Source organism: Tenacibaculum sediminilitoris (assembly GCF_964513795.1).
In the GTDB taxonomy this organism is placed as follows: Bacteria; Bacteroidota; Bacteroidia; order Flavobacteriales; family Flavobacteriaceae; genus Polaribacter; species Polaribacter sediminilitoris.
Genome location: NZ_CAZEQR010000001.1, coordinates 23,975 through 50,383, shown reverse-complemented (window position 1 = coordinate 50,383; position 26,409 = coordinate 23,975). Strand labels below are relative to the sequence as shown.

General features: G+C 29.0%; 29 protein-coding genes. 15 read left to right on the top strand and 14 right to left on the bottom strand.

What is annotated here, in order from left to right; genetic code table 11:
- Positions 1 to 48 precede the first annotated feature (48 nt).
- Together arsC and prfB are read right to left on the bottom strand one after the other, a co-directional pair.
- A complete protein-coding gene (gene arsC / locus ACKTSW_RS00250; protein ID WP_408023265.1) occupies positions 49 to 390 on the bottom strand; it encodes an arsenate reductase (glutaredoxin) in 342 nt (113 codons plus the stop codon).
- A gap of 19 nt (positions 391 to 409) precedes the next feature.
- Positions 410 to 1,504, bottom strand: a complete 1,095-nt coding sequence (prfB, locus tag ACKTSW_RS00245; protein ID WP_408023264.1) for a peptide chain release factor 2 — start codon at positions 1,502 to 1,504, stop codon at positions 410 to 412.
- Between the two features lie 36 nt (positions 1,505 to 1,540).
- Here prfB and ACKTSW_RS00240 point away from each other — a divergent pair, with 36 nt between their 5' ends.
- Positions 1,541 to 2,563 (top strand): threonine aldolase family protein, encoded by a 1,023-nt coding sequence (locus ACKTSW_RS00240; RefSeq protein WP_408023263.1) that lies wholly within the window; start codon positions 1,541 to 1,543, stop codon positions 2,561 to 2,563.
- On the opposite strand, the gene ACKTSW_RS00235 is transcribed toward ACKTSW_RS00240, so the two are convergent.
- From ACKTSW_RS00235 to ACKTSW_RS00225, 3 genes are all read right to left on the bottom strand, one after another.
- Complete coding sequence (locus ACKTSW_RS00235) at positions 2,560 to 3,042, bottom strand: hypothetical protein (RefSeq protein WP_408023262.1); 483 nt, start codon at positions 3,040 to 3,042, stop codon at positions 2,560 to 2,562. The genes ACKTSW_RS00240 and ACKTSW_RS00235 overlap by 4 nt on opposite strands.
- Before the next feature lie 79 nt (positions 3,043 to 3,121).
- Positions 3,122 to 3,736, bottom strand: a complete 615-nt coding sequence (locus ACKTSW_RS00230) for a hypothetical protein (RefSeq protein ID WP_408023261.1) — start codon at positions 3,734 to 3,736, stop codon at positions 3,122 to 3,124.
- 6 nt (positions 3,737 to 3,742) lie between these two features.
- Complete coding sequence (locus ACKTSW_RS00225) at positions 3,743 to 4,237, bottom strand: RNA polymerase sigma factor (RefSeq protein ID WP_408023260.1); 495 nt, start codon at positions 4,235 to 4,237, stop codon at positions 3,743 to 3,745.
- Positions 4,238 to 4,388: 151 nt separating this feature from the next.
- Here ACKTSW_RS00225 and ACKTSW_RS00220 point away from each other — a divergent pair, with 151 nt between their 5' ends.
- The 8 genes from ACKTSW_RS00220 to ACKTSW_RS00185 are packed head-to-tail and all read left to right on the top strand — an operon-like array spanning position 4,389 to position 8,550.
- Complete coding sequence (locus tag ACKTSW_RS00220) at positions 4,389 to 4,805, top strand: DUF2141 domain-containing protein (protein WP_408023259.1); 417 nt, start codon at positions 4,389 to 4,391, stop codon at positions 4,803 to 4,805.
- Positions 4,806 to 4,853: 48 nt separating this feature from the next.
- Complete coding sequence (locus ACKTSW_RS00215; RefSeq protein WP_408023258.1) at positions 4,854 to 6,209, top strand: 2TM domain-containing protein; 1,356 nt, start codon at positions 4,854 to 4,856, stop codon at positions 6,207 to 6,209.
- Between the two features lies 1 nt (position 6,210).
- Positions 6,211 to 6,507 (top strand): 2TM domain-containing protein, encoded by a 297-nt coding sequence (locus ACKTSW_RS00210; protein WP_408023257.1) that lies wholly within the window; start codon positions 6,211 to 6,213, stop codon positions 6,505 to 6,507.
- A complete protein-coding gene (locus ACKTSW_RS00205; protein WP_408023256.1) occupies positions 6,497 to 6,784 on the top strand; it encodes a 2TM domain-containing protein in 288 nt (95 codons plus the stop codon). Before ACKTSW_RS00210 ends, ACKTSW_RS00205 begins: the two co-directional genes overlap by 11 nt.
- A gap of 2 nt (positions 6,785 to 6,786) precedes the next feature.
- The gene (locus ACKTSW_RS00200) at positions 6,787 to 7,110 is read left to right on the top strand and encodes a 2TM domain-containing protein (RefSeq protein ID WP_408023255.1); all 324 of its coding nucleotides are present in this window, start codon (positions 6,787 to 6,789) and stop codon (positions 7,108 to 7,110) included.
- Between the two features lie 2 nt (positions 7,111 to 7,112).
- Positions 7,113 to 7,448: a 2TM domain-containing protein gene (locus tag ACKTSW_RS00195; RefSeq protein WP_408023254.1), complete on the top strand. Its 336-nt coding sequence runs from the start codon at positions 7,113 to 7,115 to the stop codon at positions 7,446 to 7,448.
- A complete protein-coding gene (locus ACKTSW_RS00190) occupies positions 7,435 to 7,761 on the top strand; it encodes a 2TM domain-containing protein (protein WP_408023253.1) in 327 nt (108 codons plus the stop codon). Before ACKTSW_RS00195 ends, ACKTSW_RS00190 begins: the two co-directional genes overlap by 14 nt.
- 33 nt (positions 7,762 to 7,794) lie before the next feature.
- A complete protein-coding gene (locus tag ACKTSW_RS00185) occupies positions 7,795 to 8,550 on the top strand; it encodes a LytR/AlgR family response regulator transcription factor (RefSeq protein ID WP_408023252.1) in 756 nt (251 codons plus the stop codon).
- Here ACKTSW_RS00185 and ACKTSW_RS00180 read toward each other — a convergent pair.
- A complete protein-coding gene (locus ACKTSW_RS00180; RefSeq protein ID WP_408023251.1) occupies positions 8,540 to 9,055 on the bottom strand; it encodes a flavodoxin family protein in 516 nt (171 codons plus the stop codon). The two genes, ACKTSW_RS00185 and ACKTSW_RS00180, sit on opposite strands and share 11 nt — an antisense overlap.
- Positions 9,056 to 9,194: 139 nt before the next feature.
- On the opposite strand from ACKTSW_RS00180, the gene ACKTSW_RS00175 reads away from it, so the two are divergent.
- The 4 genes from ACKTSW_RS00175 (at position 9,195) to ACKTSW_RS00160 (ending at position 14,494) form a co-directional block, all read left to right on the top strand.
- A complete protein-coding gene (locus tag ACKTSW_RS00175) occupies positions 9,195 to 10,049 on the top strand; it encodes a PPK2 family polyphosphate kinase (RefSeq protein WP_408023250.1) in 855 nt (284 codons plus the stop codon).
- Positions 10,050 to 10,113: 64 nt separating this feature from the next.
- Positions 10,114 to 10,941, top strand: a complete 828-nt coding sequence (locus tag ACKTSW_RS00170; protein WP_408023249.1) for an exonuclease domain-containing protein — start codon at positions 10,114 to 10,116, stop codon at positions 10,939 to 10,941.
- 74 nt (positions 10,942 to 11,015) lie between these two features.
- Entirely contained in the window at positions 11,016 to 11,501 is a 486-nt protein-coding gene (locus ACKTSW_RS00165; protein ID WP_408023248.1) for an ABC transporter ATPase, read from the top strand.
- Positions 11,502 to 11,569: 68 nt separating this feature from the next.
- Entirely contained in the window at positions 11,570 to 14,494 is a 2,925-nt protein-coding gene (locus tag ACKTSW_RS00160) for a glycoside hydrolase family 3 N-terminal domain-containing protein (protein WP_408023247.1), read from the top strand.
- Here the strand turns inward: ACKTSW_RS00160 and ACKTSW_RS00155 are convergent.
- The 7 genes from ACKTSW_RS00155 to ACKTSW_RS00125 form a co-directional block, all read right to left on the bottom strand.
- Positions 14,475 to 15,521, bottom strand: coding sequence for a lysophospholipid acyltransferase family protein (locus ACKTSW_RS00155; protein ID WP_408023246.1), 1,047 nt, complete (start codon positions 15,519 to 15,521; stop codon positions 14,475 to 14,477). The genes ACKTSW_RS00160 and ACKTSW_RS00155 overlap by 20 nt on opposite strands.
- Positions 15,522 to 16,436 carry a bile acid:sodium symporter family protein gene (locus ACKTSW_RS00150; RefSeq protein ID WP_408023245.1) on the bottom strand — a complete coding sequence of 305 codons (915 nt, stop codon included), beginning with the start codon at positions 16,434 to 16,436 and terminating at the stop codon, positions 15,522 to 15,524.
- The gene (locus ACKTSW_RS00145; protein WP_408023244.1) at positions 16,420 to 17,061 is read right to left on the bottom strand and encodes a DUF4159 domain-containing protein; all 642 of its coding nucleotides are present in this window, start codon (positions 17,059 to 17,061) and stop codon (positions 16,420 to 16,422) included. Before ACKTSW_RS00145 ends, ACKTSW_RS00150 begins: the two co-directional genes overlap by 17 nt.
- A 551-nt stretch (positions 17,062 to 17,612) precedes the next feature.
- The gene (locus ACKTSW_RS00140; RefSeq protein WP_408023243.1) at positions 17,613 to 18,779 is read right to left on the bottom strand and encodes a helix-turn-helix domain-containing protein; all 1,167 of its coding nucleotides are present in this window, start codon (positions 18,777 to 18,779) and stop codon (positions 17,613 to 17,615) included.
- 40 nt (positions 18,780 to 18,819) lie between these two features.
- Positions 18,820 to 19,530 carry a 16S rRNA (uracil(1498)-N(3))-methyltransferase gene (locus ACKTSW_RS00135; protein ID WP_408023242.1) on the bottom strand — a complete coding sequence of 237 codons (711 nt, stop codon included), beginning with the start codon at positions 19,528 to 19,530 and terminating at the stop codon, positions 18,820 to 18,822.
- Entirely contained in the window at positions 19,530 to 20,648 is a 1,119-nt protein-coding gene (locus tag ACKTSW_RS00130; RefSeq protein ID WP_408023241.1) for a GTP cyclohydrolase, read from the bottom strand. The genes ACKTSW_RS00135 and ACKTSW_RS00130 overlap by 1 nt, the downstream gene beginning before the upstream one ends.
- An 18-nt stretch (positions 20,649 to 20,666) precedes the next feature.
- Positions 20,667 to 22,028, bottom strand: a complete 1,362-nt coding sequence (locus ACKTSW_RS00125) for a transporter (RefSeq protein WP_408023240.1) — start codon at positions 22,026 to 22,028, stop codon at positions 20,667 to 20,669.
- 106 nt (positions 22,029 to 22,134) lie between these two features.
- Here ACKTSW_RS00125 and ACKTSW_RS00120 point away from each other — a divergent pair, with 106 nt between their 5' ends.
- Together ACKTSW_RS00120 and ACKTSW_RS00115 are read left to right on the top strand one after the other, a co-directional pair.
- A complete protein-coding gene (locus tag ACKTSW_RS00120) occupies positions 22,135 to 22,416 on the top strand; it encodes a DUF4834 domain-containing protein (protein WP_408023239.1) in 282 nt (93 codons plus the stop codon).
- 2 nt (positions 22,417 to 22,418) lie between these two features.
- Positions 22,419 to 24,815 carry a YfhO family protein gene (locus ACKTSW_RS00115; protein ID WP_408023238.1) on the top strand — a complete coding sequence of 799 codons (2,397 nt, stop codon included), beginning with the start codon at positions 22,419 to 22,421 and terminating at the stop codon, positions 24,813 to 24,815.
- On the opposite strand, the gene ACKTSW_RS00110 is transcribed toward ACKTSW_RS00115, so the two are convergent.
- Positions 24,812 to 26,404 (bottom strand): helix-turn-helix domain-containing protein, encoded by a 1,593-nt coding sequence (locus ACKTSW_RS00110; protein ID WP_408023237.1) that lies wholly within the window; start codon positions 26,402 to 26,404, stop codon positions 24,812 to 24,814. The genes ACKTSW_RS00115 and ACKTSW_RS00110 overlap by 4 nt on opposite strands.
- Positions 26,405 to 26,409: the final 5 nt, after the last annotated feature.

The following is a 26,409-nucleotide window of genomic DNA, read 5'->3' as shown; positions in this document are numbered from 1 at the left end:
AAATTTTGTTAAAAAAAAGCTCCCAATTTCTTGAGAGCTTTTAAAAAGTTAAATAATTTCTTTTATCGTTTCAGGTGGTCTACCTACTACAGCTTTATTTCCATTAATAACAATAGGTCTTTCTATTAACTTTGGAATTTCAACCATTGCTTTAATGATTTCAGTATCTGATAGTTCTTTTCCTTTATATTTCTCTTTCCAAATTTTTTCATTTTTACGAACTAAATCAATAGGAGAAATATTTAAAAGCTTAATGATTTCTTTTAATTTTTCTTGAGTAGGAATAGTTTCTAAATACTTTACAATTTCAAATTCTTTTCCAGAGTTTTCTAAAATCTCTAAACCTTGTCTTGATTTAGAACAACGTGGATTGTGATATATTTTTATCATTATTAAGAGTTTTATAGTATTAATCTTCTTTTTGCCCCATCATCATTAAATAGGCTTTTAAAAACGGATTGATGTTTCCGTCCATTACAGCATCTACATTTCCTGTTTCATGAGTGGTTCTTACATCTTTTACCAATTTATATGGGTGCATTACGTAGTTACGAATCTGACTTCCCCATTCATTTTTCATCTTGTTAGCTTCAATTTCATCACGAGCAGCTAAACGTTTTTGTAATTCAATTTCGTACAATTGCGATTTCAACATTTGCATTGCAGTAGCCCTGTTATCGTGCTGTGAACGTGAGTTAGAACACTGAATTTGAATTCCTGTCGGTTTATGCAAGAGCTGAACCTTAGTTTCAACTTTGTTTACATTTTGTCCACCAGCACCACTAGAACGAGCTGTAGTAATTTCAATATCAGCTGGATTTACTTCAATCTCGATAGAATCGTCAGCAACAGGGTATACGTAAACAGAAGCAAATGATGTATGACGTTTTGCATTGCTATCAAAAGGAGAGATACGCACTAAACGGTGTACCCCATTTTCACCTTTTAACCATCCGAAGGCATAATCACCATCAAATTCTAAAGTAACCGTTTTTATACCAGCAACATCACCTTCCTGATAATTTAGTGTTTTTATTTTAAAACCTTGCTTTTCTGCCCACATGGTATACATACGAGTAAGCATCTCTGCCCAATCACAACTTTCTGTTCCTCCAGCACCTGCTGTAATTTGTATCGTAGCACTTAAACTATCACCTTCTTCAGAAAGCATATTTTTAAATTCAATATCTTCTAAGAAAGTAACTGTTTTTTCAAATTGTTCTTCTACTTCACTATCCTCAACATCACCTTCTTTGTAAAAATCATAAAGCACGGTTAAGTCGTCGTTCATAGAAAGAACAGCGTTATAATCCTCAACCCATTTCTTTTTAAATCGAAGAGATTTCATTACTGCTTCAGCCTCTTTTGGATTGTTCCAAAAGTCAGGGTTTGCAGTTTTTTCCTCTTCATTTGAAATTTCAATTAACTTCTTGTCAATTTCTAAATATCCTTTTAACTTGCCAATTCGTTCAGCGATATTTTTAAGCTGTTCGTGTGTAATCATAGATGCAAAAATACATTTTAAAAAGCGTAGTTAGAAATGGATATAAACTTAATAAGTGATACTGTAACAAAACCAACACAAGGAATGTTGGAAGCGATGATGAGTGCTAAGGTAGGGGATGATGTTTTTAAAGCAGATCCAACGGTAAATTTACTCCAAGAAAAAGTAGCAGATATGTTTAGTATGGAAGATGCGTTGTTTTTTCCTTCTGGTACCATGGCTAATCAAACGGCGATAAAAATTCATACACAACCAGGAGATAGAATGTTTTGTGATAAATGGGCACACGTATATAATTATGAAGGAGGTGGAGCTGCCTTTAATTCAGGTGTAACCTCTTGTTTAGTTGACGGTGATAGAGGAATGTTTACTACAGAACAACTAGAGAGCTTGGTGGGAGGAAGAAATGATATTCATACACCATACAACAGATTAGTTTGTGTTGAAAACACAACGAACAAGGGAGGTGGAGCTTGTTGGGATTTTGAAGAGTTGAAGAGAATTCAAAAAATAGCCAAAGCAAATAATTTAGCATACCATCTTGATGGGGCTCGTTTATTTAATGCGCTAGTAGCAAAAAATGAAACTCCGAAGCAATATGGAGAATTATTTGATACGATTTCTATTTGTTTATCAAAAGGATTGGGAGCTCCAGTAGGGTCTGTATTAGTAGGTAGTAAAGATTATATTGAAAAGGCATTACGGGTACGTAAATTATTTGGTGGTGGTATGCGACAAGCTGGGTTTTTAGCAGCTGCTGGAATTTATGCGTTAGACAATCAAGTGGAACGTTTAGTTGAGGATCATCAAAAAGCAAAAGAAATAGGCGCTGTTTTAGAAAAATGTTCGTATGTAGCTAAAGTAGAACCTATTGAAACAAATATTGTCATTTTTTATGTGGAAGATTCAATAAATCCTAATGATTTTATGAAAAAAATGGCAGACAAAGGTGTTTTGTTGATTTCTATGGGAGAGGGAAAGATACGTATTGTAACACATTTAGATTATACTAATGAAATGCATGAAAAATTATTGCGAGAATTAAGAGAGTTTTTTTAAAAGAAAACTCTTACTATAGGAGAAAAAGCCGAAGCATATATGCTCTTGTTTTTATCGTATAGAACATCATACTGTACTCCTAAAGATACACTATCCATTCTATATGAAAATCCTAAATTTAGCGCAGGATAATTATATTTCTCAGAGAATGAATCTGATTTTCTATGAACATACATTTGTTGTAGATCTGAAGAAAGTTCTATTTCTCTAATGGGTCTATATAAAATAAATATGTTTGGACTGATAATATTTGATTTGAAAGAATCGTTTTTATTATAAGAGTATCCTATACCCATACCTAGAGAGAAACTATCATTAAAATCATATACAGCAGCTGGGGATATGGAAAGAGTTGTGTTGTTAGAGCCAAAACCAAAACCAATTCCTCCTCCAAAGCGAACATTATTCCAAAAATTATCCTCCTGGGTGAAAGCTATGGTAGAACAAATAAAAAAGCTTAAGAATAATAACCTTCTCATAAATAAAAAGTTAACTCAGCTAATATAATGAATAGTCATCATAAAATGTTAAGAGAAGTTTACAAAAAAGGTAGTGTTTTTAGTTTAGCTCTTCAAGTTTAGCTAACTCTTTGTAGTTTTTGTTAAGCTTTCTAAGTAAAATTCCATATAAAAGTTGATAAAAGCACCATATAATTATAAGCATAATTATTAATGTTATTACAGTAACAATTATTGAAATCAAAACTTGCTGAGAATTAAATTCTGGATGAGTTTTTAAAGCTGCAATGGTAACAATAATTCCAAAAATAAATACATATAACAAGTTAAATAAAACGTAGTGTTTTACAGTTTTTCTTGTTTTGATAATTTTAGTCATCAAAGTCTTAGTTGAATCTACGACTGTAATGCTTTTATAATTCAAGTAGAATTTTACCAAAAAGTATAGTAATATTGGGTATACAACAAACTGTGAATAAATCATGAAACTATATAGTCCAAGTTGTTTGTATTCTTGATAAGCGGCTTCCATATCAAAAATAAAATAAAAAGAATTCAAAAAAACGAACTCTAAAAGCCCAATAATAAAAATCCATTTTACTATTGATGATGACTTGGAGTGTGCCATTTTATAAATATCAACCTTAGAAACTCTGTTGGTTTCTTCTGGTTGATTGCCCCAAGCTTTTTTATATTTATCTAAATCTAAATCCATTTATAATTATGGGTTTAATACTTTTTTTAATTTATCTTTTGCTCTGTTCATTTTTACACGAGCATTTACTTCACTAATACCTAAAGTTTCAGAAATTTCTTTATAAGGTTTGTCTTCTAGGTATAAAAAAATTAAAGCCTTGTCAATGTCATTTAACTTACGAATTGCATCATATAATGCTTTTAATTGTATTTCTTCTGTGTCATCGTATTCCTCTGCTTTAATTTTAAAAGAATAATCCGTAAAGTCTTGTGTTTTTATACTTCTAGTAGATTTTCTATATAAAGAAATAGCAGTGTTCAACGCTACTCTATACATCCACGTACTAAATTTTGCGTCTCCTCTAAACTTATTATAGTTTTTCCATAATTGAATTGTGATTTCTTGAAACAAATCGTTGTGCGCATCTTGATTTGTAGTATAAATTCTACAAACCTTATGTACAATGTTTTGATTGGCTTCGAAATCAGTTAAAAAATTATTTTCTAGTTCTTTTTCCACTAAGTTTGATACAGTTGATATGTTATAAGTAGCTCAAAAATACAAATTGTTACAACTCATCCTAAAAATTATACAGTTCAGTTTGTTTTTATTTTAGAAATAAAGCATCTAATGAATATTTGTGTCATAATTAACCATAAAAAATAACACAATGAAAATCTTAATGTACATTTTTGTTATAGCAGTTTTATTTACAGTAAAAACAGTTTCAGCTCAAAACAAAACAATTACAGCAACAGTTATAAATGCTACTTCAGATAAAGGAAAAGTGAGGTTCGCTTTATATACAAAAGAAAATTTCAGAAAAGAACCTTTACAAGCGAAAGAGTCGGTAATAAAAGAAGGAAAAAGCACTGTAGTTTTTGAAAAAGTACCAAACGGAGAGTACGCTATTATTTGTTTTCATGATGTTAACAGTAATAATACGATGGACTTTGAGCTTAACGGAATGCCTTTAGAAGATTATGGAGCATCAAAAAACAATCTATCGCGCTTTGGCCCTCCACAATATGAAGCAGCTAAATTTTTAGTTAAAGATAAAAATGTATCTTTCGATATAAAATTTTAATAGTATAATAAAATATGCTTATACTCAAGAGTAAATAAAAGTAAATACATGAAAACGCCATTAAAAAAAACACTTAAAAGCTTAAAAAATGATATTTGGGTTTGTACAAAACTTACGATTATTTTCGGAATAGCTTTTACCCTAATAAATAAAGCATTTACTTTAAAAGAAGCTGGGTTGGTGTTTTTATTTTCAGCAATGTATTCTTTTGTTTTAGGACTTGGTAATGGGATAATTAATGATTATTTAAGTGAAAAGTGGGATTGGGTTTTAGAAACCAACCAAAGAGTTTGGGCAGGAATAATAGCAACTATAAGCTATACGATCGTAGCTGTATTATTAATTCATTATGTGCAATATTTTGTAATTTTTAATAACAATGTGGGTGATTTTTTTAAAGGAAAGTTTATATGGATGCATTTATTTGCAATTTTACTTTCATTAGCTATTGCGGTTTTTTTTCACGCAAAAGATTTTATGATAAATTGGAAAGCGTCAGTAAAACAAGAAACTACACAACATGAAATAGTAGCTAAAACTGAAACAGCAAAGTTTGAAACTTTAAAAAGCCAGATAGATCCACACTTTTTGTTCAATAGTTTAAATGTACTAACCTCTTTGATTAGTGAAAACCCAAGACAAGCAGAAAGGTTTACAACAAAACTATCTAAGGTGTATAGATATGTATTAGAACAACGAAATAAAGAGTTAGTACCTATTCAAGAAGAATTACAGTTCGCCAAAATATATATGGAACTATTACAAATGCGTTTTGAAGAAGCTGTACAATTTACAATACCTGAAGAAGTTAATAACCCTGAGTTAAAAATAGTTCCATTATCACTTCAATTATTATTAGAGAATGCAGTAAAGCATAACGTAGTTTCATCAATGAAACCTTTAGAAATAAGAATCTTTGAAGAAGATGGGTTTTTAAAAATTCAAAACAATGTTAACCCAAAAGAAGCTATAGGAAAAAGTACTAAAGTTGGATTAAGAAATATCGCCGATCGTTATGGCTTAATAACCACAAAAAATGTTCAAATACTTAATAATAATAAAACATTTACAGTGTGTTTACCACTGTTAACAGACATAAATAATATTACAATGGATACAAATAATTTAGAAAATAGTAATTACGTAAAAGCGGTAGAAAAAGTAGAAAAACTAAAAGAGTTTTATCAAAACTTAGTGTCTTACTGTATAGTTATTCCTTTTTTAATTTATATAAACTTCCAATTTTCACCACAATTCAAATGGTTTTGGTTTCCAATGATAGGATGGGGAATGGGATTGTTATTTCATTTTTTTGAAGTAAATAACTACAACCTGTTCTTAGGAAGAAATTGGGAAGAAAAGAAGATTAAGGAGTTAATGGATGATGATAAAAACTATAAGTAAAATGAAAAAAGACCATACAATAGAGTATAAATACGCAAAAGCAAAAAAGAAAGTAGAAAAAATTAAAGATTTTTATATTCACCTTATAGTAACAGTATTAATTATACCCGTTTTGATTTTTATAAACTTAAAGTTTGTGCCTAGTTACCATTGGTTTTATTATCCTATAATAGGAATGTTAATCGGTGTTTTTTTTCACTGGCTAGGAGTTTTCGGAATAGAAAAAATAGGATTAGGAAAAGATTGGGAAGAACGAAAAATTAAAGAATTTTTAGAAAATAATAACAATGGAAAATAATTATACAGAAGAGAAAAAGTATTTAGAAGCAAAAAAGAAAGTAAAACAGGTTAAAGGGTTTTATGCTCATGTTTTAGTAAATATAATTTCAGTAATTATTATTGTTTTAGTGAATTTAAAATTCTCACCTTATTATCATTGGTTTTGGTTTCCAGTGATAGGAATAGTTCTAGTTACTTTTATTCATTGGATGCTAGTCTTTGGAGTTAATGTATTAGGATTTGGAAAAGATTGGGAGGAGAAAAAAATAAACGAATACTTAAACAAAAAGAATTAGTTGTGGAAAGAGACTATATAGAAGAACACAAATATTTATTAGCCAAAAAAAGAGTAGAAAAAATCAAAGGTTTTTACTGGCATTTAGTAGTGTATATTATTGTAAATATATTCATTTCAACAGTTATTGTACTAGGTTTAATGAACGAAGATAAATTAACTTTTACAAAGGCAATAAGTAATTTTGGTGTATACGCTACTTGGTTTTTTTGGGGGATTGGAATGTTTTTTCATTGGCTAGGAGTATTCGGAACAAACATGTTTTTTAGCAAGGATTGGGAACAACGTAAAGTAAAAGAATATATGAAGAATAATAAACTTAAATAAAATTGGAAACAAATAACTACAATCAAGAACAAAAGTATTTAAGAGCACAAAAAAGAGTTGGAGAGTTAAAAAAATACTATTTACATTTAACAGTCTATATACTGGTAAATATATTTATTAGTGTAAAAAAAATAATTAGAAACATAAATAATGGAGAAACTTTTGAAGAAGCTTTTTTTGATGTTAGCACCTATGCATTATGGTTCTTTTGGGGGATTGGAATTCTGTTTCACACGTTTAAAATGTTTGGGTTTAACCTATTTTTAGGTGAAAACTGGGAAGAACGTAAAATAAACGAGTATATGAAAGAACAAATAAGTAAAAATGAACGTAGATAATAAAAGACTTAAAGCAGAATTAAGAGTTCAAGAAATAAAAGATTTTTATAAGCATGTAATTACTTACATTATAGTAAATTTATTTTTTACTCTTTTAAGTAATTATTTTAATATAATGATAAGGATTTATGATGATATTAAAATAAGTAATAAAGTTACAGACAATGGCTTTGAACATTATTCGTTATGGGGTATTTGGGGAATCATTTTAATTATAGATGCATTTAAAGTTTTTGGTTTTAGAAAGTTGTTTGGAAAAGACTGGGAAGAAAATAAGATAAAAGAATTTACAAATAACGTAAAGAGTAATTAGTAAAATTTAAGACTAAAATAAGATCATAGTAAAATGAATGTTATAATTATTGAAGATGAAAAACCGGCTGCAAGAAGATTAAGTAGAATGTTAGCTGAGTTAGGTATAGAAGTTCAAAAGATGCTTCACTCGGTTGAAGAATCGATTAACTGGTTTCAAAACAATACACATCCAGATTTACTTTTTTTAGATATTCAACTTTCTGATGGGTTATCATTTGAGATTTTTGAAGAAGTAACTGTAAAGTCGGCTATTATTTTCACAACCGCTTATGATGAGTATGCTTTAAAAGCATTCAAATTAAACTCAATCGATTACCTTTTAAAACCAATTGACGAAGACGAATTAAAAATAGCAGTAGATAAATTTAAAGAACATCAGCCTTTACAAAGTAATATACAAGTAAATATTAATGATATTCGTAAACTACTTATTAACCCTGTAGATAGAAAATATAAAAAACGATTTACTATAAAAGTTGGACAGCATTTAAAAATAATTAATATAGAAGATATTGAGTGTTTCTATTCAGAAAGTAAAGCAACATATATACATACATCTTCTAATAGAAATTATTTAATAGATAACTCTTTAGAATATTGGCAAGAAGAGTTAGATCCAGAACAGTTTTTTAGAGTAAACAGAACATTTATTGTGCATATAAATGCCATAAAAGATATAGTATCTTATACCAACTCACGCTTACAACTAAAATTACAGTCTTTTAACAATTTAGAAATAATTGTAAGCAGAGAGCGAGTAAAACATTTTAAACACTTTATAGAGTAAGTAATTGCCTGAATTCATCAATTTTTAGCTTTGCTTCAGAATGTAAATCATCCCCATTTTTATTAAACCAAGCATGTACACTACCCAGATAATTCATGCTCAAATATTTGGCGCTTTCAATAAAAGGCATTTCAAAACCATCTCTAAGGTCATTAGCATCAGAATTACTAATCATAGCCATGTTTTTACCTCGTAATTGTCTTCCTAAATCTTTTTTGTAGTGTAATAAATCTGACAAACGATCAAAAAAAGTTTTTAGCGTAGCACTCATACTATACCAATACACAGGGGTAGCAAATACGATAGTATCATACTGGTTAATAATTTCTTCCATTAGCGGAATAAAGTCATCATCGGCGTTACTAAAATCATATTCAAAAACACCAATATTCTTTGTTCTTAAGTCAACAAAATTAAAAGAACTATTGTTATTGAGGTAATTAATAACCTTGTTTGTATTTCCTTTACTTTTAGAACTAGCTTGTATAATAATTGTTTTATTCATTTGTTGTTTATTTGAAAGTAAAAATCAAAAAAATAAATAAAATAATATTCTAGACTTAATTGTATTAATTGATAATAACCAAGAAAAAAACAATAGAAGAAGTCTATATTTTTGTACTTTTATGCTATAATAAAAGCAAATGAACACAAATACTTATAAGTTTACCAAAGAAAGTGAGTTAAAAGATTTTTCTACTAAAGAAGTTGTCGATAATGCTAAGAAAAAACTAAAAAAAACAAGAAAAAGGATTAGCGATTTACAAGACACAATGTATGCAGAAGGGAAATATAGTGTTTTATTATGTTTACAAGGAATGGACACTGCAGGTAAAGACAGTTTAATTCGTGAAGTTTTTAAAGATGTAAATGCACGGGGTGTAGTGGTACATAGCTTTAAAGTACCTACAGATTTAGAGTTAAAACACGATTTTTTATGGCGTCATTATATTGCACTACCAGCCAAAGGGAAAATAGGTGTTTTTAACCGTACACATTATGAAAATGTCTTGGTGACAAGAGTACATCCAGAATATGTATTTGCTGAAAATATTCCAACAATACATACTCTTAATGATTTAAATAATGATTTTTATCATAGTAGGATGGAACGTATCAATCAATTTGAAAAACATATATCAGAAAACGGAACCATTATTTTAAAATTCTTCTTGAACGTATCTAAAGAAGAACAAAAAAGCAGGTTGTTACGCCGTTTGAATATTCCAGAAAAAAACTGGAAATTTTCTGCAGGAGATCTTGAAGAGCGAAAATTATGGGATAAATATCAAGCATGTTATAAAGATATATTGCAAAGAACATCAACAGATTATGCACCTTGGTATGTAATACCTGCAGATGATAAACCAACAGCACGATATATTGTAGGAAAAACCTTAGAAGAAGAGTTAGAAAGATATAATTTTAAAGAGCCTACACTACCACAAAAAGTGTTAGACCAAATAGACGAATTTAAAAAAGAACTAAATAAAGAATAAAGAATAAGAAAGTATTAAAAACACATTAATTTTTTAAACTTTCAAACTATTTGAAACAATATACATGAAATTAAATTTAACAAAGCCAATCGTATTTTTTGATTTAGAAACCACAGGAATTAACATAGCTAAAGATAGAGTAGTGGAAATATCTATTTTAAAAGTGTTTCCTAACGGTAATAAAGAAAGTAAAACATGGTTGGTAAATCCAGAAATAGAAATACCAAAAGAAGCTTCAGAAATTCATGGAATTACTAATGAAAAAGTAGTTGCAGAACCAACGTTTAAAGAATTAGCTCCACAAATAAACGAACTAATTGGTGATGCCGATTTAGCAGGGTTTAATTCAAATCGATTTGATATTCCTTTATTAGCAGAAGAATTATTACGAGTAGGAATTGATTTTGATATGAGTAACCGTAAGGCGGTAGATGTACAAACTATTTTTCATAAAAAAGAACAACGAACGTTAGGAGCAGGATATCAATTTTACTGTGGAAAAGAGTTAGTAGGAGCACATGGAGCTGAAGCAGACACAAATGCGACTTATGAAATTTTATTAGCACAAGTTGAAAAGTATGAAGATTTAGAAAACTCTATAGAAGCGCTAAGTGAATTTTCAACTCATGGAAAAAGAGCAGACTTTGCAGGATTTATCTTATTTAATGATAAAGATCAAGAAATTTTTTCTTTTGGAAAATATAAAGGAAGAACTGTTGAAGAAGTTTTAAAAGAAAATCCTGGGTATAATGCGTGGATTCAAAATGCAGATTTTCCATTGTACACAAAAAAAGTATTAAGAGAGATAAAAGAGCGAATGTCGGCACCAAAAAAAACAATGACCGATGAAGAAAAGCTACAAGCCTTACAACAGAAATTTAATTTAAGGTAATCTTTAACATTTATTTTTAGTAATTACCTCAGTTGTTCTTTAATTTAGATATTACCAAAACAAACACAAGAAAAATGTTTACAGCATATAAAAAATTACCTCAAAATTCAAGAGTTTGGGTGTATCAATCAGATAGACAATTTACCCAAGAAGATCTTGAGTTCATCAGTGCAAAAGCACTACTTTTTATTGATAATTGGACGCGTCATGGAGATGATTTAAAAGGATCTTTTACCATAAAATACAATCAGTTTTTAGTATTGGCAGTAGATGAGAATTTTAATAATGTTTCTGGTTGTTCAATTGATGCTTCTGTTCGTTTTGTTCAAGAATTAGAAAAAGAATTGGATTTAGATTTAATGAATAAAATGAATATTTCTTTTAAAGATGGAAATAATATTAACATCGTTAAACTTTCAGATTTTCAACATTTTGCTAAGAAACAAAAAATAACAGCAGAAACAGTTGTGTTTAATAATATGGTGAATACTAAAGAAGATTTTGAAACAAAATGGGAAGTACCAGCAAATCAGAGTTGGCACGCACGATTTTTGGTATAACTATTGATTTTATAAAAGAGAGAATCTTGACCTTAAAGTTAGTTAAGTTCTTATAAGAAGTAAGATATATGAAGAGAAAAGTATTTACATTTCTAATACTAATTTTTGTGCAAATAATTCAAGCTCAAAAAGTAGATCCTTTGTTGGCTAAAGATTCTATAGCACAAAATGTTTGGGTAGATAGTATCATTAAGAATATGTCTGTCGATGAAAAGATAGGACAATTGTTTATGATACAAGCCTATTCAAACAAAGATAAAAAGCATGAAGAGTTTATTTCAAATATGGTTACAAAATACCACGTTGGAAATATTATATTTATGCAAGGAACCCCAGACAAACAAGTGATACTAAACAACAAGTATCAACAATTAGCAAAAATACCGTTAATGGTTGGTTTTGATGGGGAGTGGGGGTTGGATATGCGCTTGAAAAACACCTATCGCTTTCCTTGGAATATGTCTCTAGGAGCTATTCAAGATACAAAATTATTAAAAGAAGTAGGAAATAGAATAGGGAAGCATTGTAAACGAGTGGGGATTCATATAAATTTTGCCCCAGTTGTAGATGTAAATACGAATGCTAATAATCCTATTATAGGTAATCGTTCTTTTGGAGAGAGTAAAGAAAATGTAGCAGAAAAAGCAATTGCATTCACAAGAGGAATGCAAGAAGAAGGTGTTTTAGCAAATGCCAAACACTTTCCTGGCCATGGAGATACTTCAGCAGATTCACATCATACATTACCAACAATTAACTTTAGTGAGCAGCGTTTAGATTCAATAGAGTTATATCCGTTCAAAAAAATGTTTGAAGCAGGAGTAGGGAGTGTAATGACAGCACACCTCAGTATTCCAGCTTTAGAGAGAAACTCTAAATTACCCTCATCTTTATCAAAAAATGTAGTAACTAATTTATTGCAACATAAATTAGGGTTTAAAGGGTTGATTATTACTGATGGGCTGAATATGAAAGGAGCAGCTAATTATTCAACTCCAGCAGAAATTGATGTAGCAGCTATTTTAGCAGGAAATGACTTGTTATTAATCCCTCAAGACGTTCCTGGGTCAATTAAGTTGATAAAAAAAGCCTTAGAAGGAAGGGAATTGTCAGAAGCACGTTTAAATCACTCTGTAAAAAAGATTCTAAAGGCAAAATATTTAGTAGGTTTAAACAAGTATAAGCCCATTGTTACCAAAAACATTTCAAAAGACTTAAATAGCCCTTATGATGAGGTTCTTCATCGTAAACTAATTAAAAACTCTATAACAGTATTAAAAAATAAAGACGATATTTTACCCATACAAAATCTTAAAGAAAAAAAAATAGCATATGTATCTTTAGGAGATGATAATGGATCAAGTTTTTATAAGATGCTTGAAAATTATACCAGAGTAGATAAAGTTTCTGAGAAACACTTAAGCACTTTGTTACAAAAATTAAAAAAGTATAATTTGGTAGTAATAGGTTTTCATAAATCAAATAAAAATCCGTGGAAAAGTTATAAGTTTTCTAATAAAAATTTGGTATGGTTACAAGAAATAGCTAGAAACAATAATGTTATTTTAGATGTTTTTACTAGTCCGTATAGTTTGCTTCAAGTGCCTTCTTTTACTAACATAGAAGGAGTTTTGATATCGTATCAAAATAGTAAGTTAGCTCAAGAACTTTCTGCTCAAGCTTTATTTGGTGCTTTTGCATTAAAAGGAAAACTACCAGTATCTATAAAAAATGAATTTAAATTAGGTTGCGGGCTTTTTGTAGACGGGTTAGATGTGTTACAATATACAATTCCTGAAGAAGCAGGAGTATCTTCAGAAAAGTTATCAATAATTGATAAAAGAATTGATACTATTCTAAAAGAAAAAATGACTCCTGGGGGTCAAGTATTAGTAGCAAAAAATGGGAAAGTAATTTATAATAAAAGCTTTGGTTATCATACCTTAGAGAAAAAGTACCCTGTAAAAGATTCAGATGTATATGATTTAGCTTCATTAACAAAAATTCTAGCTTCTTTACCTATGATAATGAAAGCTGAGGAGGAAAGAAAAATCAGTTTGTTTTCAAGTTTGGGGGATGTGTTGCCTAGGTATAGAAAATCAAATAAAGATACTTTATTATTAAAAGAAGTATTATCTCATTATGGGCGCTTACGTTCTTGGATTCCTTTTTATTTAAATACAAAAGATGAGGATACTGGTCAAAATTCATCAAAATTTTATAGAAAAAAGCGTACCCATAGATTTGCAATTAAAGTAGCTAAGAATTTATACCTAGCTAAAGAATATAGAGATTCAATTTACAAATATATAGTTGATTCGGAACAACGAACAAGATTAGGATATAAGTATAGTGATTTAGGATATTATATTTTTAAAGAAATTTTAGAGAGAAAATATAAAAAGCGATTAGATAAATTAGTAGAAGAACAATATTATCAATCACTAGGAGCAAATAGAATGACTTATTTACCATTAAATAAATTTAAAAAAAATGAAATTGTACCTACTGAAAAAGATACTTATTATAGAAATCAGTTAGTTCATGGATATGTACATGATATGGGAGCTGCAATGCTAGGTGGTGTAGGTGGACATGCAGGATTGTTTGCAAATGCTAATGATGTGGCAAAAATGATGCAAATGTTTTTGCAAGATGGTTCATATGGAGGGCACAAGTATCTTGAGCCAGAAACGATACATAAATTTAATAAACGCTATTATGCAGAGAAAAAAGTACGTAGAGGTTTAGGTTTTGATAAACCTCAATTAAATCCTGATGTTAAAGCAACTTGTGGTTGTGTATCAGATGTTAGTTTTGGACATAGTGGTTTTACTGGAACCTATACTTGGGCAGATCCGGCAACAGGAGTTTTATATGTATTTTTATCAAATAGAGTATACCCAACAATGAAAAACTATGGCTTAGTTAAGAGTAATATGCGTACTAAAATTCAGCAAGATATTCAAGATGCTATTTTGATGGCGGAGTAGGTGATAGTTTTGTGTAAAGAAGTACAAGAATAAAAGAAAAAATAAAATATATAAAAGCTACTTTCCAGCCAAAAAATATGCTTGTAATCCAACTTTGAATACAGTAAAAGACGGGAAATAAAATTGCATTTACAGAGAACCTAAAAGTATCAATAAATTCTATTTCATCAATTCTTTTACTTAGACTTCTCCATAGTGTATAAGGAATTAAACTATTTATTATAATTAGAAAAAACAAAGGACGAGCGTAGTCAACATTACGCTTTTTTTGTACAAGTGTTTTTTTACTATATATAATAGAGTTTGTTTTATTAACTTTTGTGTAATCAACTTGAGCTTTGTTTAATTGGGTTAAAATTGATTCATAATTGTCGTTCTGTTCAATGTGAACGGTTAGTTTTTTCAATTGACCAGTAACTAATTCTTTAATATCTTTTACTGATTGGTTAATGTTTTGTACATCATAATAATCATTAGCTAAAATAGGAGCGCCAAAATGTATAGCAGTTTTTGAAGGGTAATTTGATACCTGTTGATATGTAATACCTATAGGAATAATGTGAATTTGAGTATCAGGATAGCTATCTAACGTTCTAAAAATAATTCTAGTAAACCCCTTGCTTAAAGGTCTTACTCTTCTTTCTTTAGAATGACTTCCCTCTGGAAAAATAAGTAAAGTTTTATTCTCTTTAAGTATAAGTTGGCACTTGTTAAAGATTTCTTCATTCTTACCTAATTGTTTAATTCCGTCTCCAATACGGTAAATAGGCATCATACCAAGTAAATTTAAAAACTTTGCAATAGTAGGATTATTAAATACAGCAGCACGAACTAAAAAGTTTGTTCTTCTTTTTATATGTGTTGCTATAAGTAAAGGATCTATCAAACCATTTGGGTGATTTGCAGTGAAAATTATAGCTCCCTTTTTAGGAATGTTATCACTTCCCATAACAGTTATTTTCTTACTATAAAAAAATAAACCAACCTTAACATAAAGTTTAAAGAAGTAGTATAAAAGTGTTTTCATTTATTGTTTGTTTCTTCCCCAGTAAGTAGCTAGCATAATCCCTGAAAAAACATCCCATACTCCCCAAAAAGCAGCTAAAAGAGCCATGCCTCCTAATCCGTCAAAAAAACTAAAAATAAGAAGTAGTCCTAAACCACTATTTTGGATTCCTGTTTCCATAGAAATAGTTTTACAATCTTTTTTGTTTAACTTAAATGATTTAGCTGTTACGTAACCTATAATAAAAGCATAAATATTATGAAATATAACAAGAAATAATACAAGATGTATGTGGTTTTTAAAAATATCAGCATTACTATAAAGAGCAATTATTATTAACAAAAGGAAAAAGAAAATAGAAAAAGGACGTAAGAGCTTATTTATTTTTTTAGCCATCTCATGGTGGTAATGATTAACAAACATTCCTAAGAGTATTGGAATACCTAAAATGAGAAGTACCAGTTTAAATAGCTCATATGGATTTAAAGAAACATCTTTTAAAATTTGATTTGTAGGCTCATATAAACTACCCCATAATTGTAAGTTTAAAGGTGTCATTACTAAACAAATTAAGGTAGCAAAGGCTGTTAAACTTATAGATAGTGCAGCATTACCTTTGGCCATTTTACTAAAAAAATTAGAAACATTTCCTCCAGGACAAGCAGCTATCATTATCATTCCTAAAGCAAAACTAGGGTAGGGGTTAATAATGTTAATGAGGATAAAGGTTAAAAAAGGAAGTAAAATAAACTGAGACAATAGTCCTACAAGTAATATCTTAGGATTATTAAGTAACCTTTTAAAATCATTTATTTTAATATCTAAAGCAATACCAAACATTATTATGGCTAAAGTTATATTTAACATCCATAAAGCCTCTGTATCAAAATTAATTTTGATCTCGTCAATTTGTACAGTATTAATGTTTAAAAGCATACTCTATTATATTAGCTCCCATTTGTAATGCTTTTTCTCTAATTTTTTTAGGGTTATTGTGTACGACAGTATCTTCCCAACCATCACTTAAGTCACTTTCATAATCATAGTAAGCTATTAACCTTCCTTTGTAAAATAAACCAAAACCTTGTGGTGGTTTCTTGTCATGCTCGTGAATTTTAGGAAGCCCTTTAGGAAAAGAAAAAGTTTGGTGATAAATAGGATGGTTATTTGGTATTTTTTGTAATTCTAGTTCAGGAAAAACTTTTTTTAATTCTCTTCGTATATATTTGTCTAAGCCATAATTATCTGAAACATGTAAAAAACCTCCAGAGGTTAAATAGTCTCTAAGCATATTTGTTTCTTCATTTGTGAAAAAAATATTACCGTGTCCGGTAATGAATACTATAGGAAAGTTGAAAATAGTTTCATCGTTGAGAGTAACAGTTTGTATCTCTTCATGAATTTTTGTTTTTGTATTTGAGTTCGTGAATTTTACAAGATTAGGGAGTGCTGTAGGGTTTGCATACCAATCTCCACCACCTTTGTATTGTAAAACAGCTATTTCTTGAGAAAAGACATTAATATGTAATAGAAAGAAAAAGAATAAAGAGAGTTTCTTCATGAACTAAAATTGAATTTAAAAGCAATATAGTAAAACAACAATAAAAAACACCAACAAATTTATATGTTGATGTTTATTTTCCCCTTAAATAATAAATTAAGCTTTAGGCTTGAAACCCCTTAGTTTTTCAAAGTAAGTTAATTTACAGGATAAATGTATTACAACCTTTTTAATATAAGGTTCGATTATGTCCAGATAGGTGTTTTAAAACCTACTTTTTATAAAAAGCATGATATTGAAAACTAAATAAAGATTAAAAAAAAACAGTTAATAGAGAGCTAAATAAAAAACACCAATACATAACATTGGTGTTTTAACTTTATAGCTTTCCCTCTTTCGTACTGAGAATAAGAGAACTCTCAATAATTTTTTAGAAATCTTAATTATAAATTGAAAACCCCTTCAATTATTTTCAACCACTAATCTTTTAAATTTCACAAGGTAAATATAATACAGTACCTATAAATAAAGGTTCGGAAACATCCAAACTGGATGTTTTCGAACTTTCTTTTTATAAAATGGAAGTATCTTTTTATTAATATATTAATATGCTATGCTAGTGATAAGTTCTTAAACTCTACAGGAGTATGCCCAGTATGCTTTTTAAAAACTGTGTAGAAGGTAGATTTAGAATTAAAGCCAGATTCTAAGCCTAAAGATGTTATCGTGTAATTAGTATAGTCTGGGTCTAGTAATAGTTTTTTTGCTAAATCAATCCTCATTTCATTTAAATAATCGGTAAAAGATTTTTTAGCTACATTATTGATAATTAAAGAAAGTGTACTAGAACTTAATTCAATATCTTGAGCTAGGTTTTGTAACGTATACTTGCTTAACAAGTACATCTTTTTAGATTTAATAAACTTATCAATTTCTATAAACTGCTCTTTTTGTTTTTCAATAAGATTATCAGAGAATTCTCTCTCAGTATTTAAGTTAATAGGATCAATACTAAAATCATCTTTTAAGTCAAATAAAAGAGATTCTCTAATTTTTTTACGTTCATTTAATAAACGAACTTGCCTTAGCCCTTGATACCCTAACCAATAAATTAATACAGTTGTGTAAATTCTTAAAGGATAGTAAGAAAATAAAAAACCCGTAAAATTCATTTTTACTTTAATAATTAAAGCTAAAATCCATAGAGTATACCCAATTGAGGAAAGTATAAAAAAAGTATAAATCCATCGAAGATTGTCAAAAGATAAAATTTTAGGAAACAGTTTTTCTTTCTTATACAAAATATAAAAAGAATAAATGAAGATGCTTAATGAGATTGTTAAACTAAAAATTTCTTCAATTGAGGTGTATTTTTCATAAATGAAATTTAAATTCTCTCTAGATACTGAATCACTATAATATAGAACAAAACTAATTTGACTAATAATTAAAATTAGAAATATAGGTATAATTATTTTTAAAACATTATAGGATTTCTTAGTTAGGTTTAAATAATGAATTAAAAACATATATAAAAAAGGCATAGCTAAAAAATGCCAGGGTATTTGTACGTATGTTAGTGCAAATTTAAATTGAAAGAGTTCTCGCTCAAGAACCCAAGATTGAATATTATTTAATGATATGGCTAAAATTAAAAGATTGAGGTACATCATACTTTTATCTCTTCCATTTTTAGAACAGAAAAGAATAATGCTAAAAGCAAAACCATGAACGGCACTAACCAACAAAAAGAGATTAAAAAAATCTGCTGTAGTCAAAATAAAAATTTTAAGAGTAGCTAAATATACAAAAAATGAATTACTGATGTAAATAAGCTATGCTTTGAACTACATTTAGGCCTGCTGTTTCAGTTCGTAATCTATTTTCTCCTAGAGAAATAGGAATAAAATTCTTTTTTAAAGATAGCTGGATTTCGTTAGTTGAAAAATCTCCTTCTGGTCCTATCAAGATTGTGTATTTAGATTTAGGAGTAGCACAGTTTTTTAAAAACTTTTTTTTATTGTTTTCTTCACAGTGAGCAATGAAAATTTCTTCGGAAAAATCATTATTTAAAAAATCAGTAAACTTTATGGGTTCATTTAGCTTTGGTAGAGTAAACTGTAATGATTGTTTCATTGCAGATTGTATAATTCTCTCTAAACGTTCAATTTTTACGGTTTTCCTTTCAGAGTTTTTACAAATAATAGGAGTTATTTCATCAACTCCTATTTCGGTGGCTTTTTCTAAAAACCATTCTAAACGATCGTTGTTTTTTGTAGGAGCAATTGCTACATGGAGATAATAATCTCTTGTACGAGATTTTTCTTCAGTTTTAATAATTTTAGCTACACATTTTTTATCGTTACCAATAATTATTTCAGCAAAAAAGAGTGCTCCTTTTCCATTAGTAATATGAAGAATACCACCTTCTTTTTTTCGTAATACTCTAACTATATGTCTACTTTCTTCTTTATTGAAAGTAATTTCTTTTGAAGTAGCAGATAAATCTGAATTATAAAAAAGTTGCATTATAAATCAAGTTTGTAGGTTCTTCTTCTTTTATGTATTATAGGGTCAAAATCTTTCCAAATTTGATGAATAGCCTGATTATCCTCAAGTTCTGGTGTTCTAATACAGTTTTGAATTCCTTTAGCAGAAAATGTATAATGAAATTGTTCAAAAATTATGGCAGTTACTCCTTTGTTTTGATATTCTGGGGCAACACCAATCAAGTAAAAAGTAACATCTTTAGAGTTTTTTCTAGCTTTTAATAAGTGAAAAACTCCAAAAGGAAAGAGCTTACCTTTTGCTTTTTGTAGAGCTTTAGAAAATGAAGGCATTACAATAGCGAAAGCTACTAGTTTATGGTTTTGATCAACCACAAACTTTATATACTCTGGATTTATAAAACTAATATATTTCTTTTTAAAATATGCTATTTGCTCTTTAGAAATAGGAACATAAGTTGATAGTTTTGAATAAGCTTTACTAAACAAGTCAAACATTTCATCAACATAAGGCATAATCTTATCTGTAGAGGTAAAATTTAAAGGGGTTAAATTATATCTTTTTTGAATTATACTACTTGCTTTTGAATACTTTTTAATGTCAACATTACTAAAAGAGAATGTACTTTCTATATACTCTTTCTCTTTTTTGAATCCTAACTGTTCTAAATGGTCTGCATAATAGGGGTGGTTGTACCATGTAATCATAGTACCAATATGGTCAAACCCTTTAATAAGTACACCTGTTTTATCTAGGTTGTTAAAACCAATAGGGCCTTCTAAATACTCTAAATTATTTTCACGACCTATTTCAGCAACTTTACCTAATAAGGCTTTAGAAACTTCTATATCATCAATAGTGTCAAACCAACCAAAGCGCATTTTTTTAATATGTTGCTTTTCTATTTCATAGGTGTTAATAATTGCTATGACACGACCTACAATTTTGTTCTCTTTTAGAGCAATGTAAAAATATGCTTTTGCATATTCAAAAACTGGGTTTTTATCTTTGTCAAAAGATTCAAGTTCGTCTTTAATAATGGGAGGAACCCAGTATTTGTTGTTTTTATAAAGAGAAAAAGGAAACTTAACAAATTGTTTCATTTCCTTTTTTGTAGTTATTTCTTTAATTTGAATCATTTCACAAATTTAATATTTTTAATTACCATCTTTTTCTTCCTCTTCTTCGTTTTTAATATCCTCTTCTAGTTTTTTTATTTCTTTTTCAAGTTTTAAACGCTCTTTTTCTTTTCGCTTAGCTTCTTTTTCTTCCTCTTTTTTTATTTCTTTCTCAAGTTTCAAGCGTTCTTTTTCTTTCTTTTTAGCCTCTTTTTCAGCTTTCTTTTTTGCTTTTTTAGCACCTTTCTTTTTTTCTTTTGCTGTTTTTTTCTTCTGTTTTTTATCTTCCTTGATAATCATGTCAACCAAAGACTCTTGACGCTGTCTTTTAGGTTTTTCATTTAGTAAATCACTATTGCTAGGAGCAATGTCAATGTCAACTTTTTGTTCTCGTTTTTTAGAAAATAGTTTTTTCACTTTACTAAACATACGACCAAAGAAATTTCTATCCTCATCATATTTAACAGGTTTCTCTTCCTCAATTTTATTACCGAATTCGTCTATTTCAATAAAAGCATCTTTATGCCTATTAATTCTATAAGATACTCCTATTGAGCTATAAAAACCAATTTCATCTTGTTGTAAATTAGCCCTTAAAGATGCATTAAATTGTAAGTTTTTACTAAAAAGGTAAGCAGCACCAGCTCCTATATTAGTTTTCTTTTCATATTCTTCAAAAATACCTTGCATTTCTGCAAAACCAGACCAATAGTCGTTGAAGTTATAAGTCCCAGTTATGATATAAGAAAACTGAGGAAAATCTGTACCAATATAATCGTAATGAAGGTTAGTGACTACATTTAGCTTGTCAGAAAATTCATTTTGTAGTAAAACACCTACTTTAGGGCTAAAACTACCTCTTTTGTGGTAATCTGTTAAAAAACTTTCAATATTTACTCCCACAGAAACCCCTACATGTGGTATCCAACGTTTCCAGTCAAAAGAATGTCTTTTTTTCCAGCTTCTTATTTCTTTACTCTTATCGTCATATTTGGGAGCATATACCAAGTACTTAGCTCCTAAACTAAATTGACTTAGTCCGGTTTTATTGTATGATGATTCAAAAATATTTTTAAAAGCAATTTTATCTTTCTGTAAAGAAGTATTTAAGTTAATTTCTAACTTTTCTGAAATAAAACTAGTTCTAAAAAATAAATTTAAACCAAGAGCTTCAGGGTTACTAAAAGTAGGCGTAGCATTTATTTTTCTGTAAAAAACACTTGTTTCAAATTGATAAACACCAGACCCTACACTATAAGGACTCTCAGAAAAACCTGGTCTATTTGAATTTATAACAGGTGTATATTGCGCATTAGCGGTTAAAAAAGAGCAAAAAACAAAGAAGATAAAAAGTTTCTTAAGCATAAAACTAAATCCAAAAATTTCAGGTTGTACAAACATACGTAAAAATACAATTACCTATATAATATAAGTTTTGTAAACTCTTAACGCTTCCTTTTACTTCAAATTGTTATTTTTGATTGATTTTTTTATTTTAAAGAAAAAGATGACATATATAAATGAAGCTGGACCTGTGAATTTTTTAAAGACCATATTAATTATTTTATTGATTTACTATGCTGTAAAGTTTTTAGTTAGACTTTTGGGACCATACTTAATTAAAAAGGCAGTAGATAAAGTGCAAAAAAAAGCAGGTCAACAATATAGAAATCAACAAGAATCAAATGTTGAAGTAGGAAAAACGGTTATTGATAAAAAGCCTAATAACACGAAAGAGAGTAATAATTCGGTTGGCGAGTACGTTGACTATGAAGAAATAGACGACTAACTATGGACTTAAAGAAAGTTTTACCATATGCAATTGCAATTATTGTTTTTGCAATTGCATCGGTGTTGTATTTTAACCCAGTTTTAAGCGGGAAACAAATTAAACAAAGTGATATAACACAGTTTATAGGAATGGCAAGAGAGTCTTCTAACTATCGTGTAGAAAAGGGAGAAGAATCGTATTGGCTAGCAAATGCATTTGGAGGTATGCCTACATACCAAGTAGGTGCATATTATCCGAATGACTTTATTCGTTATGTAGATAAAGCTATTCGTTTTTTGCCAAGACCAGCCGATTACTTATTTTTATACTTTCTAGGCTTTTTTGTACTATTAATGGCACTTAAAGTAGACTGGAAGTTAGCGATATTGGGAAGCTTATCCTTTGGTTTTTCTACTTATTTGATTATTATTTTTGGAGCAGGGCATAATGCAAAAGCACATGCTATTGGATATATGCCACTAGTAATAGCTGGTGTTATATATATATTTAGAAAAAGGTATTTATTAGGATTTGTTTTAACTGCCTTAGCAATGGCGTTAGAAATATTTTCCAACCATCCACAAATGACTTATTATTTAGGTTTCTGTCTGCTTATTTTAGGAACCGTAGAGCTTATTTTTGCTTATAAGAGTAAAGGTTTACCACTGTACTTTAAACAAGTAGGGATTATAATAGCAGCTTGTTTTTTAGGTATTAGTGTTAATGCAACTAGATTATTAGCCACTAAACAGTATGCAGATTATAGTACGAGAGGAAAATCAGAATTGACAATTAACCCTGATGGAAGTAGTAAAGAGAAATCTTCAGGTTTAGATAAAGCATACATTACTGAATATAGTTATGGAATTGCTGAGACATTTAACTTGTTAATTCCTCGTTTTACAGGTGGAGGTACAGTTGAAGAATTAGGAGAAGACTCTAATTTTTACCAAGTTTTAGAGCAAAATGCTGGTAGAAGTGTAGCAAAAGACTATTCAAGTCAGGTTTTAACTTACTGGGGAAAGCAACCTATTGTTGAAGCACCAGCTTACATAGGAGCAATTGTTTTTTTCCTATTCTTTTTAGGAGTTTTTCTAGTTAAAGGACGATTGAAATACTGGTTGGTAGCTGCTACTATTTTTTCAATAGTGTTGAGTTGGGGAAAGAACTTTCCAATAATAACAAACTTTTTTATCGATTATTTTCCACTATATAATAAATTTAGGGCAGTTTCTTCTATTCAGGTTATAGCAGAGTTATGTGTTCCGTTACTAGGAGTTCTAGCTTTGAAAGAGTTTTTTTCATCCGAGGTATCGTCAGAAGAAAAAAAAGAAACTGTGAAAAAATCTTTTTACATAGTGGGAGGTATTTCATTATTGTTTGTATTATTTGGCTCTAGTTTGTTTGCCTTTGAAGGATTAAGAGATAATCAATACGAACAATTACCAGAATTGATAGATGCTTTAATAGCTGATAGGAAATCAATGTTATTTAACGATAGCTTACGATCTCTTTTATTAGCTTTAGCTACAGGAGCTGTGCTTTGGTTTTATATAAAAGGAAAATTAAAACAAATTGCTGTTCTATTTATTATAGGAGGGCTGATAATTTTTGATTTGGTTTCTATAGACGTAAATTATGTAAATAAAGAAGACTTCACATTGGCAAGAAAAGTACAAAAGCCATTTACGGCCACAAAGGCCGATACTGAAATATTAAAAGATAAAGGGTATTATCGTGTGGCTAATTTTAGTGTAAATCCACTACAAGATGGAAGAACCTCTTACTTCCATAATTCTATAGGAGGGTACCATGCGGCTAAAATGAAACGTTATCAAGAGTTATTTGATTATCAAATAGCAAAAAATAATATGGAAGTACTAAACATGTTAAATACAAAGTACTTTATTATTAGTAATGAACAGTATCAAGAAAACCCTGAAGCAAATGGAAGCGCATGGTTTGTAAATTCTTTAAAGAAAGTAAACTCTGCAAATGAAGAAATATTTGCTTTAGATAGCCTAAAAACAAAATCAGAAGCGGTTATTAATACTAATGAATTTAATTTTAAGGATTCAGGATTATTCAAAAAAGATACAACAGCCACAATCAATCTAGTTAAAAATGATCTTACAGAGTTGGTGTACGAAACAAACACAAGTACTAAGCAGTTTGCGGTGTTTTCTGAGGTTTACTATAAAGATGGTTGGAATGCGTATATTGATAGCAAAAGTGTTTCGTACTATAGAGTAAATTATATATTAAGAGGGTTAGAGATACCTAAAGGAAAGCATACAGTTACTTTTAAATATGAACCAACTATAATTAAAACAGGAAGCTTGCTAGCTTTGTTTAGTTACGGATTGTTTTTCTTGGTGTCTATTGGTTGGTTGGTGATAAAAAAAAGAAAAAATTAACTCTCTAGGTTTTTTAAAAAAGTAGAAGGAGTTACACCAATGTGTTTTTTAAATGCTCTTGTAAGGGCAGAAGCATTGGTGTATCCTATTTCTTCAGCTATAGCTTGTATAGAATATTTTTTAAAATTTTTATCAGTTTTTAACTTTTCTACGACATAATTAATTTTAAGCTTGGTACAGTACTGTTTAAAAGACTCATCGTGATGTTTGTTAAAAACAAAAGAAACATAGGTAGTATTTGTATTTAATTTTTCAGCAATATGGTTTATTGAAAAATCAGATTTTAAAAAATCTAAATTTTGTGGGGTAATTTTAAATTCGTCAAGGATTTTATTTTCTAAAACTGTATCAATATTATACTCTTTTTTTTCTGCTTCTATAGGCTTGTTATTGTTCATTATTAACATAAGTTTCTTTTTCCTTTTTTTCTCTTTCATTAAAAGATAAGAAATAAGAATTATGAAGGCAAGGAGTAAAACTGTGAAAGAAATAATAAGTTTTTGTCGTTTTTTTTCTTCTTTTTCTTGGATCGAATTATAAAGTTCTTGTGCTTTATTAAAGTTGTTGTTATAAAATAAATTGAATGTTTTTTCTTTATTAGCTTTAGCTAAATTAAACTGGTGAATAGTAAGTTTGGAGTATTTATAGGCACTATCTAACTGATTTAATTGGTTGTATTGATTTGAAAGAATATCATAAATAGTAATTAATTTACTTGGCTTACACTTCAAAGGATCTTTTAAAAAATTGTTAGAATAGTAAATAGTAGAATCAGTATTTTTTAAATTGTAGAAACAAATAGCTTTTTCAAAATGCTCTCTATGAGAGTAATTGTAACCGTTATGAATATTTTTATAGTTATTAGTTAAATTAATAGCTTTAGCAAACTCTTTTCGAGCCATTAAAACTTCGGTTTTTCTAAAGTTATAAATAATCTTAGAACTTTTATGAAGAGGATTAAAAAGCTTGGTTATTTTATAAGCTTTATCATAATAATAGGCGGCAGAATCAATAAAAATAGAACTGTTGTCACGGGCACTTAAATCCATGTATAAATCACCTAAACTATTAATAAGATTAGCTTTTATCTCTAAAAAGGCATCATCATTTTTTAACTCTAGAAAAGTGTTTTGTTTTAAATCGTTATAGGCACTGAGCAAAATATTTTTAGCTATAGATTCCATTTTTAAAGCTCTTTTTACAGTTGCTCTAGCTATCTTAATCATGATTTTATTTCTAAGATATTTGGTAGAATTTTTATCCTTTAACTTATTAACCTCTTGCATGAGTAGTATATACCCATAAGCTTCGTTGTAGTCTTCTTGATTTTTTTTTATCCAAAAAAGCCTATTTAAAGCAGCCATTTTTCCATCGATATAACATGTTGCTTTCTTGTTTTTTAATAAAAGGTTAATTTTTTCTATTGACTCTAGAGTTATTTTTTCAGCTTCAGCATAGTTTTTTAATTTATAAAAGCCATATGCTTTACAATTGTAAACTTGTATTTGTTTACACACGTCATTAGATTCTTTTAATTTATCACTATAATAAAATAGACTATCTATATTTGAGTCTTTAAAATAATACACTTTAT

Coding starts and splice junctions, on each gene's coding strand:
- arsC (WP_408023265.1), bottom strand. CDS start 390: ATGATAAAAATATATCACAATCCACGTTGTTCTAAATCAAGACAAGGT.
- prfB (WP_408023264.1), bottom strand. CDS start 1,504: ATGATTACACACGAACAGCTTAAAAATATCGCTGAACGAATTGGCAAG.
- ACKTSW_RS00240 (WP_408023263.1), top strand. CDS start 1,541: ATGGATATAAACTTAATAAGTGATACTGTAACAAAACCAACACAAGGA.
- ACKTSW_RS00235 (WP_408023262.1), bottom strand. CDS start 3,042: ATGAGAAGGTTATTATTCTTAAGCTTTTTTATTTGTTCTACCATAGCT.
- ACKTSW_RS00230 (WP_408023261.1), bottom strand. CDS start 3,736: ATGGATTTAGATTTAGATAAATATAAAAAAGCTTGGGGCAATCAACCA.
- ACKTSW_RS00220 (WP_408023259.1), top strand. CDS start 4,389: ATGAAAATCTTAATGTACATTTTTGTTATAGCAGTTTTATTTACAGTA.
- ACKTSW_RS00215 (WP_408023258.1), top strand. CDS start 4,854: ATGAAAACGCCATTAAAAAAAACACTTAAAAGCTTAAAAAATGATATT.
- ACKTSW_RS00210 (WP_408023257.1), top strand. CDS start 6,211: ATGAAAAAAGACCATACAATAGAGTATAAATACGCAAAAGCAAAAAAG.
- ACKTSW_RS00205 (WP_408023256.1), top strand. CDS start 6,497: ATGGAAAATAATTATACAGAAGAGAAAAAGTATTTAGAAGCAAAAAAG.
- ACKTSW_RS00190 (WP_408023253.1), top strand. CDS start 7,435: ATGAACGTAGATAATAAAAGACTTAAAGCAGAATTAAGAGTTCAAGAA.
- ACKTSW_RS00185 (WP_408023252.1), top strand. CDS start 7,795: ATGAATGTTATAATTATTGAAGATGAAAAACCGGCTGCAAGAAGATTA.
- ACKTSW_RS00180 (WP_408023251.1), bottom strand. CDS start 9,055: ATGAATAAAACAATTATTATACAAGCTAGTTCTAAAAGTAAAGGAAAT.
- ACKTSW_RS00175 (WP_408023250.1), top strand. CDS start 9,195: ATGAACACAAATACTTATAAGTTTACCAAAGAAAGTGAGTTAAAAGAT.
- ACKTSW_RS00170 (WP_408023249.1), top strand. CDS start 10,114: ATGAAATTAAATTTAACAAAGCCAATCGTATTTTTTGATTTAGAAACC.
- ACKTSW_RS00165 (WP_408023248.1), top strand. CDS start 11,016: ATGTTTACAGCATATAAAAAATTACCTCAAAATTCAAGAGTTTGGGTG.
- ACKTSW_RS00160 (WP_408023247.1), top strand. CDS start 11,570: ATGAAGAGAAAAGTATTTACATTTCTAATACTAATTTTTGTGCAAATA.
- ACKTSW_RS00155 (WP_408023246.1), bottom strand. CDS start 15,521: ATGAAAACACTTTTATACTACTTCTTTAAACTTTATGTTAAGGTTGGT.
- ACKTSW_RS00150 (WP_408023245.1), bottom strand. CDS start 16,436: ATGCTTTTAAACATTAATACTGTACAAATTGACGAGATCAAAATTAAT.
- ACKTSW_RS00145 (WP_408023244.1), bottom strand. CDS start 17,061: ATGAAGAAACTCTCTTTATTCTTTTTCTTTCTATTACATATTAATGTC.
- ACKTSW_RS00135 (WP_408023242.1), bottom strand. CDS start 19,530: ATGCAACTTTTTTATAATTCAGATTTATCTGCTACTTCAAAAGAAATT.
- ACKTSW_RS00130 (WP_408023241.1), bottom strand. CDS start 20,648: ATGATTCAAATTAAAGAAATAACTACAAAAAAGGAAATGAAACAATTT.
- ACKTSW_RS00125 (WP_408023240.1), bottom strand. CDS start 22,028: ATGTTTGTACAACCTGAAATTTTTGGATTTAGTTTTATGCTTAAGAAA.
- ACKTSW_RS00120 (WP_408023239.1), top strand. CDS start 22,135: ATGACATATATAAATGAAGCTGGACCTGTGAATTTTTTAAAGACCATA.
- ACKTSW_RS00115 (WP_408023238.1), top strand. CDS start 22,419: ATGGACTTAAAGAAAGTTTTACCATATGCAATTGCAATTATTGTTTTT.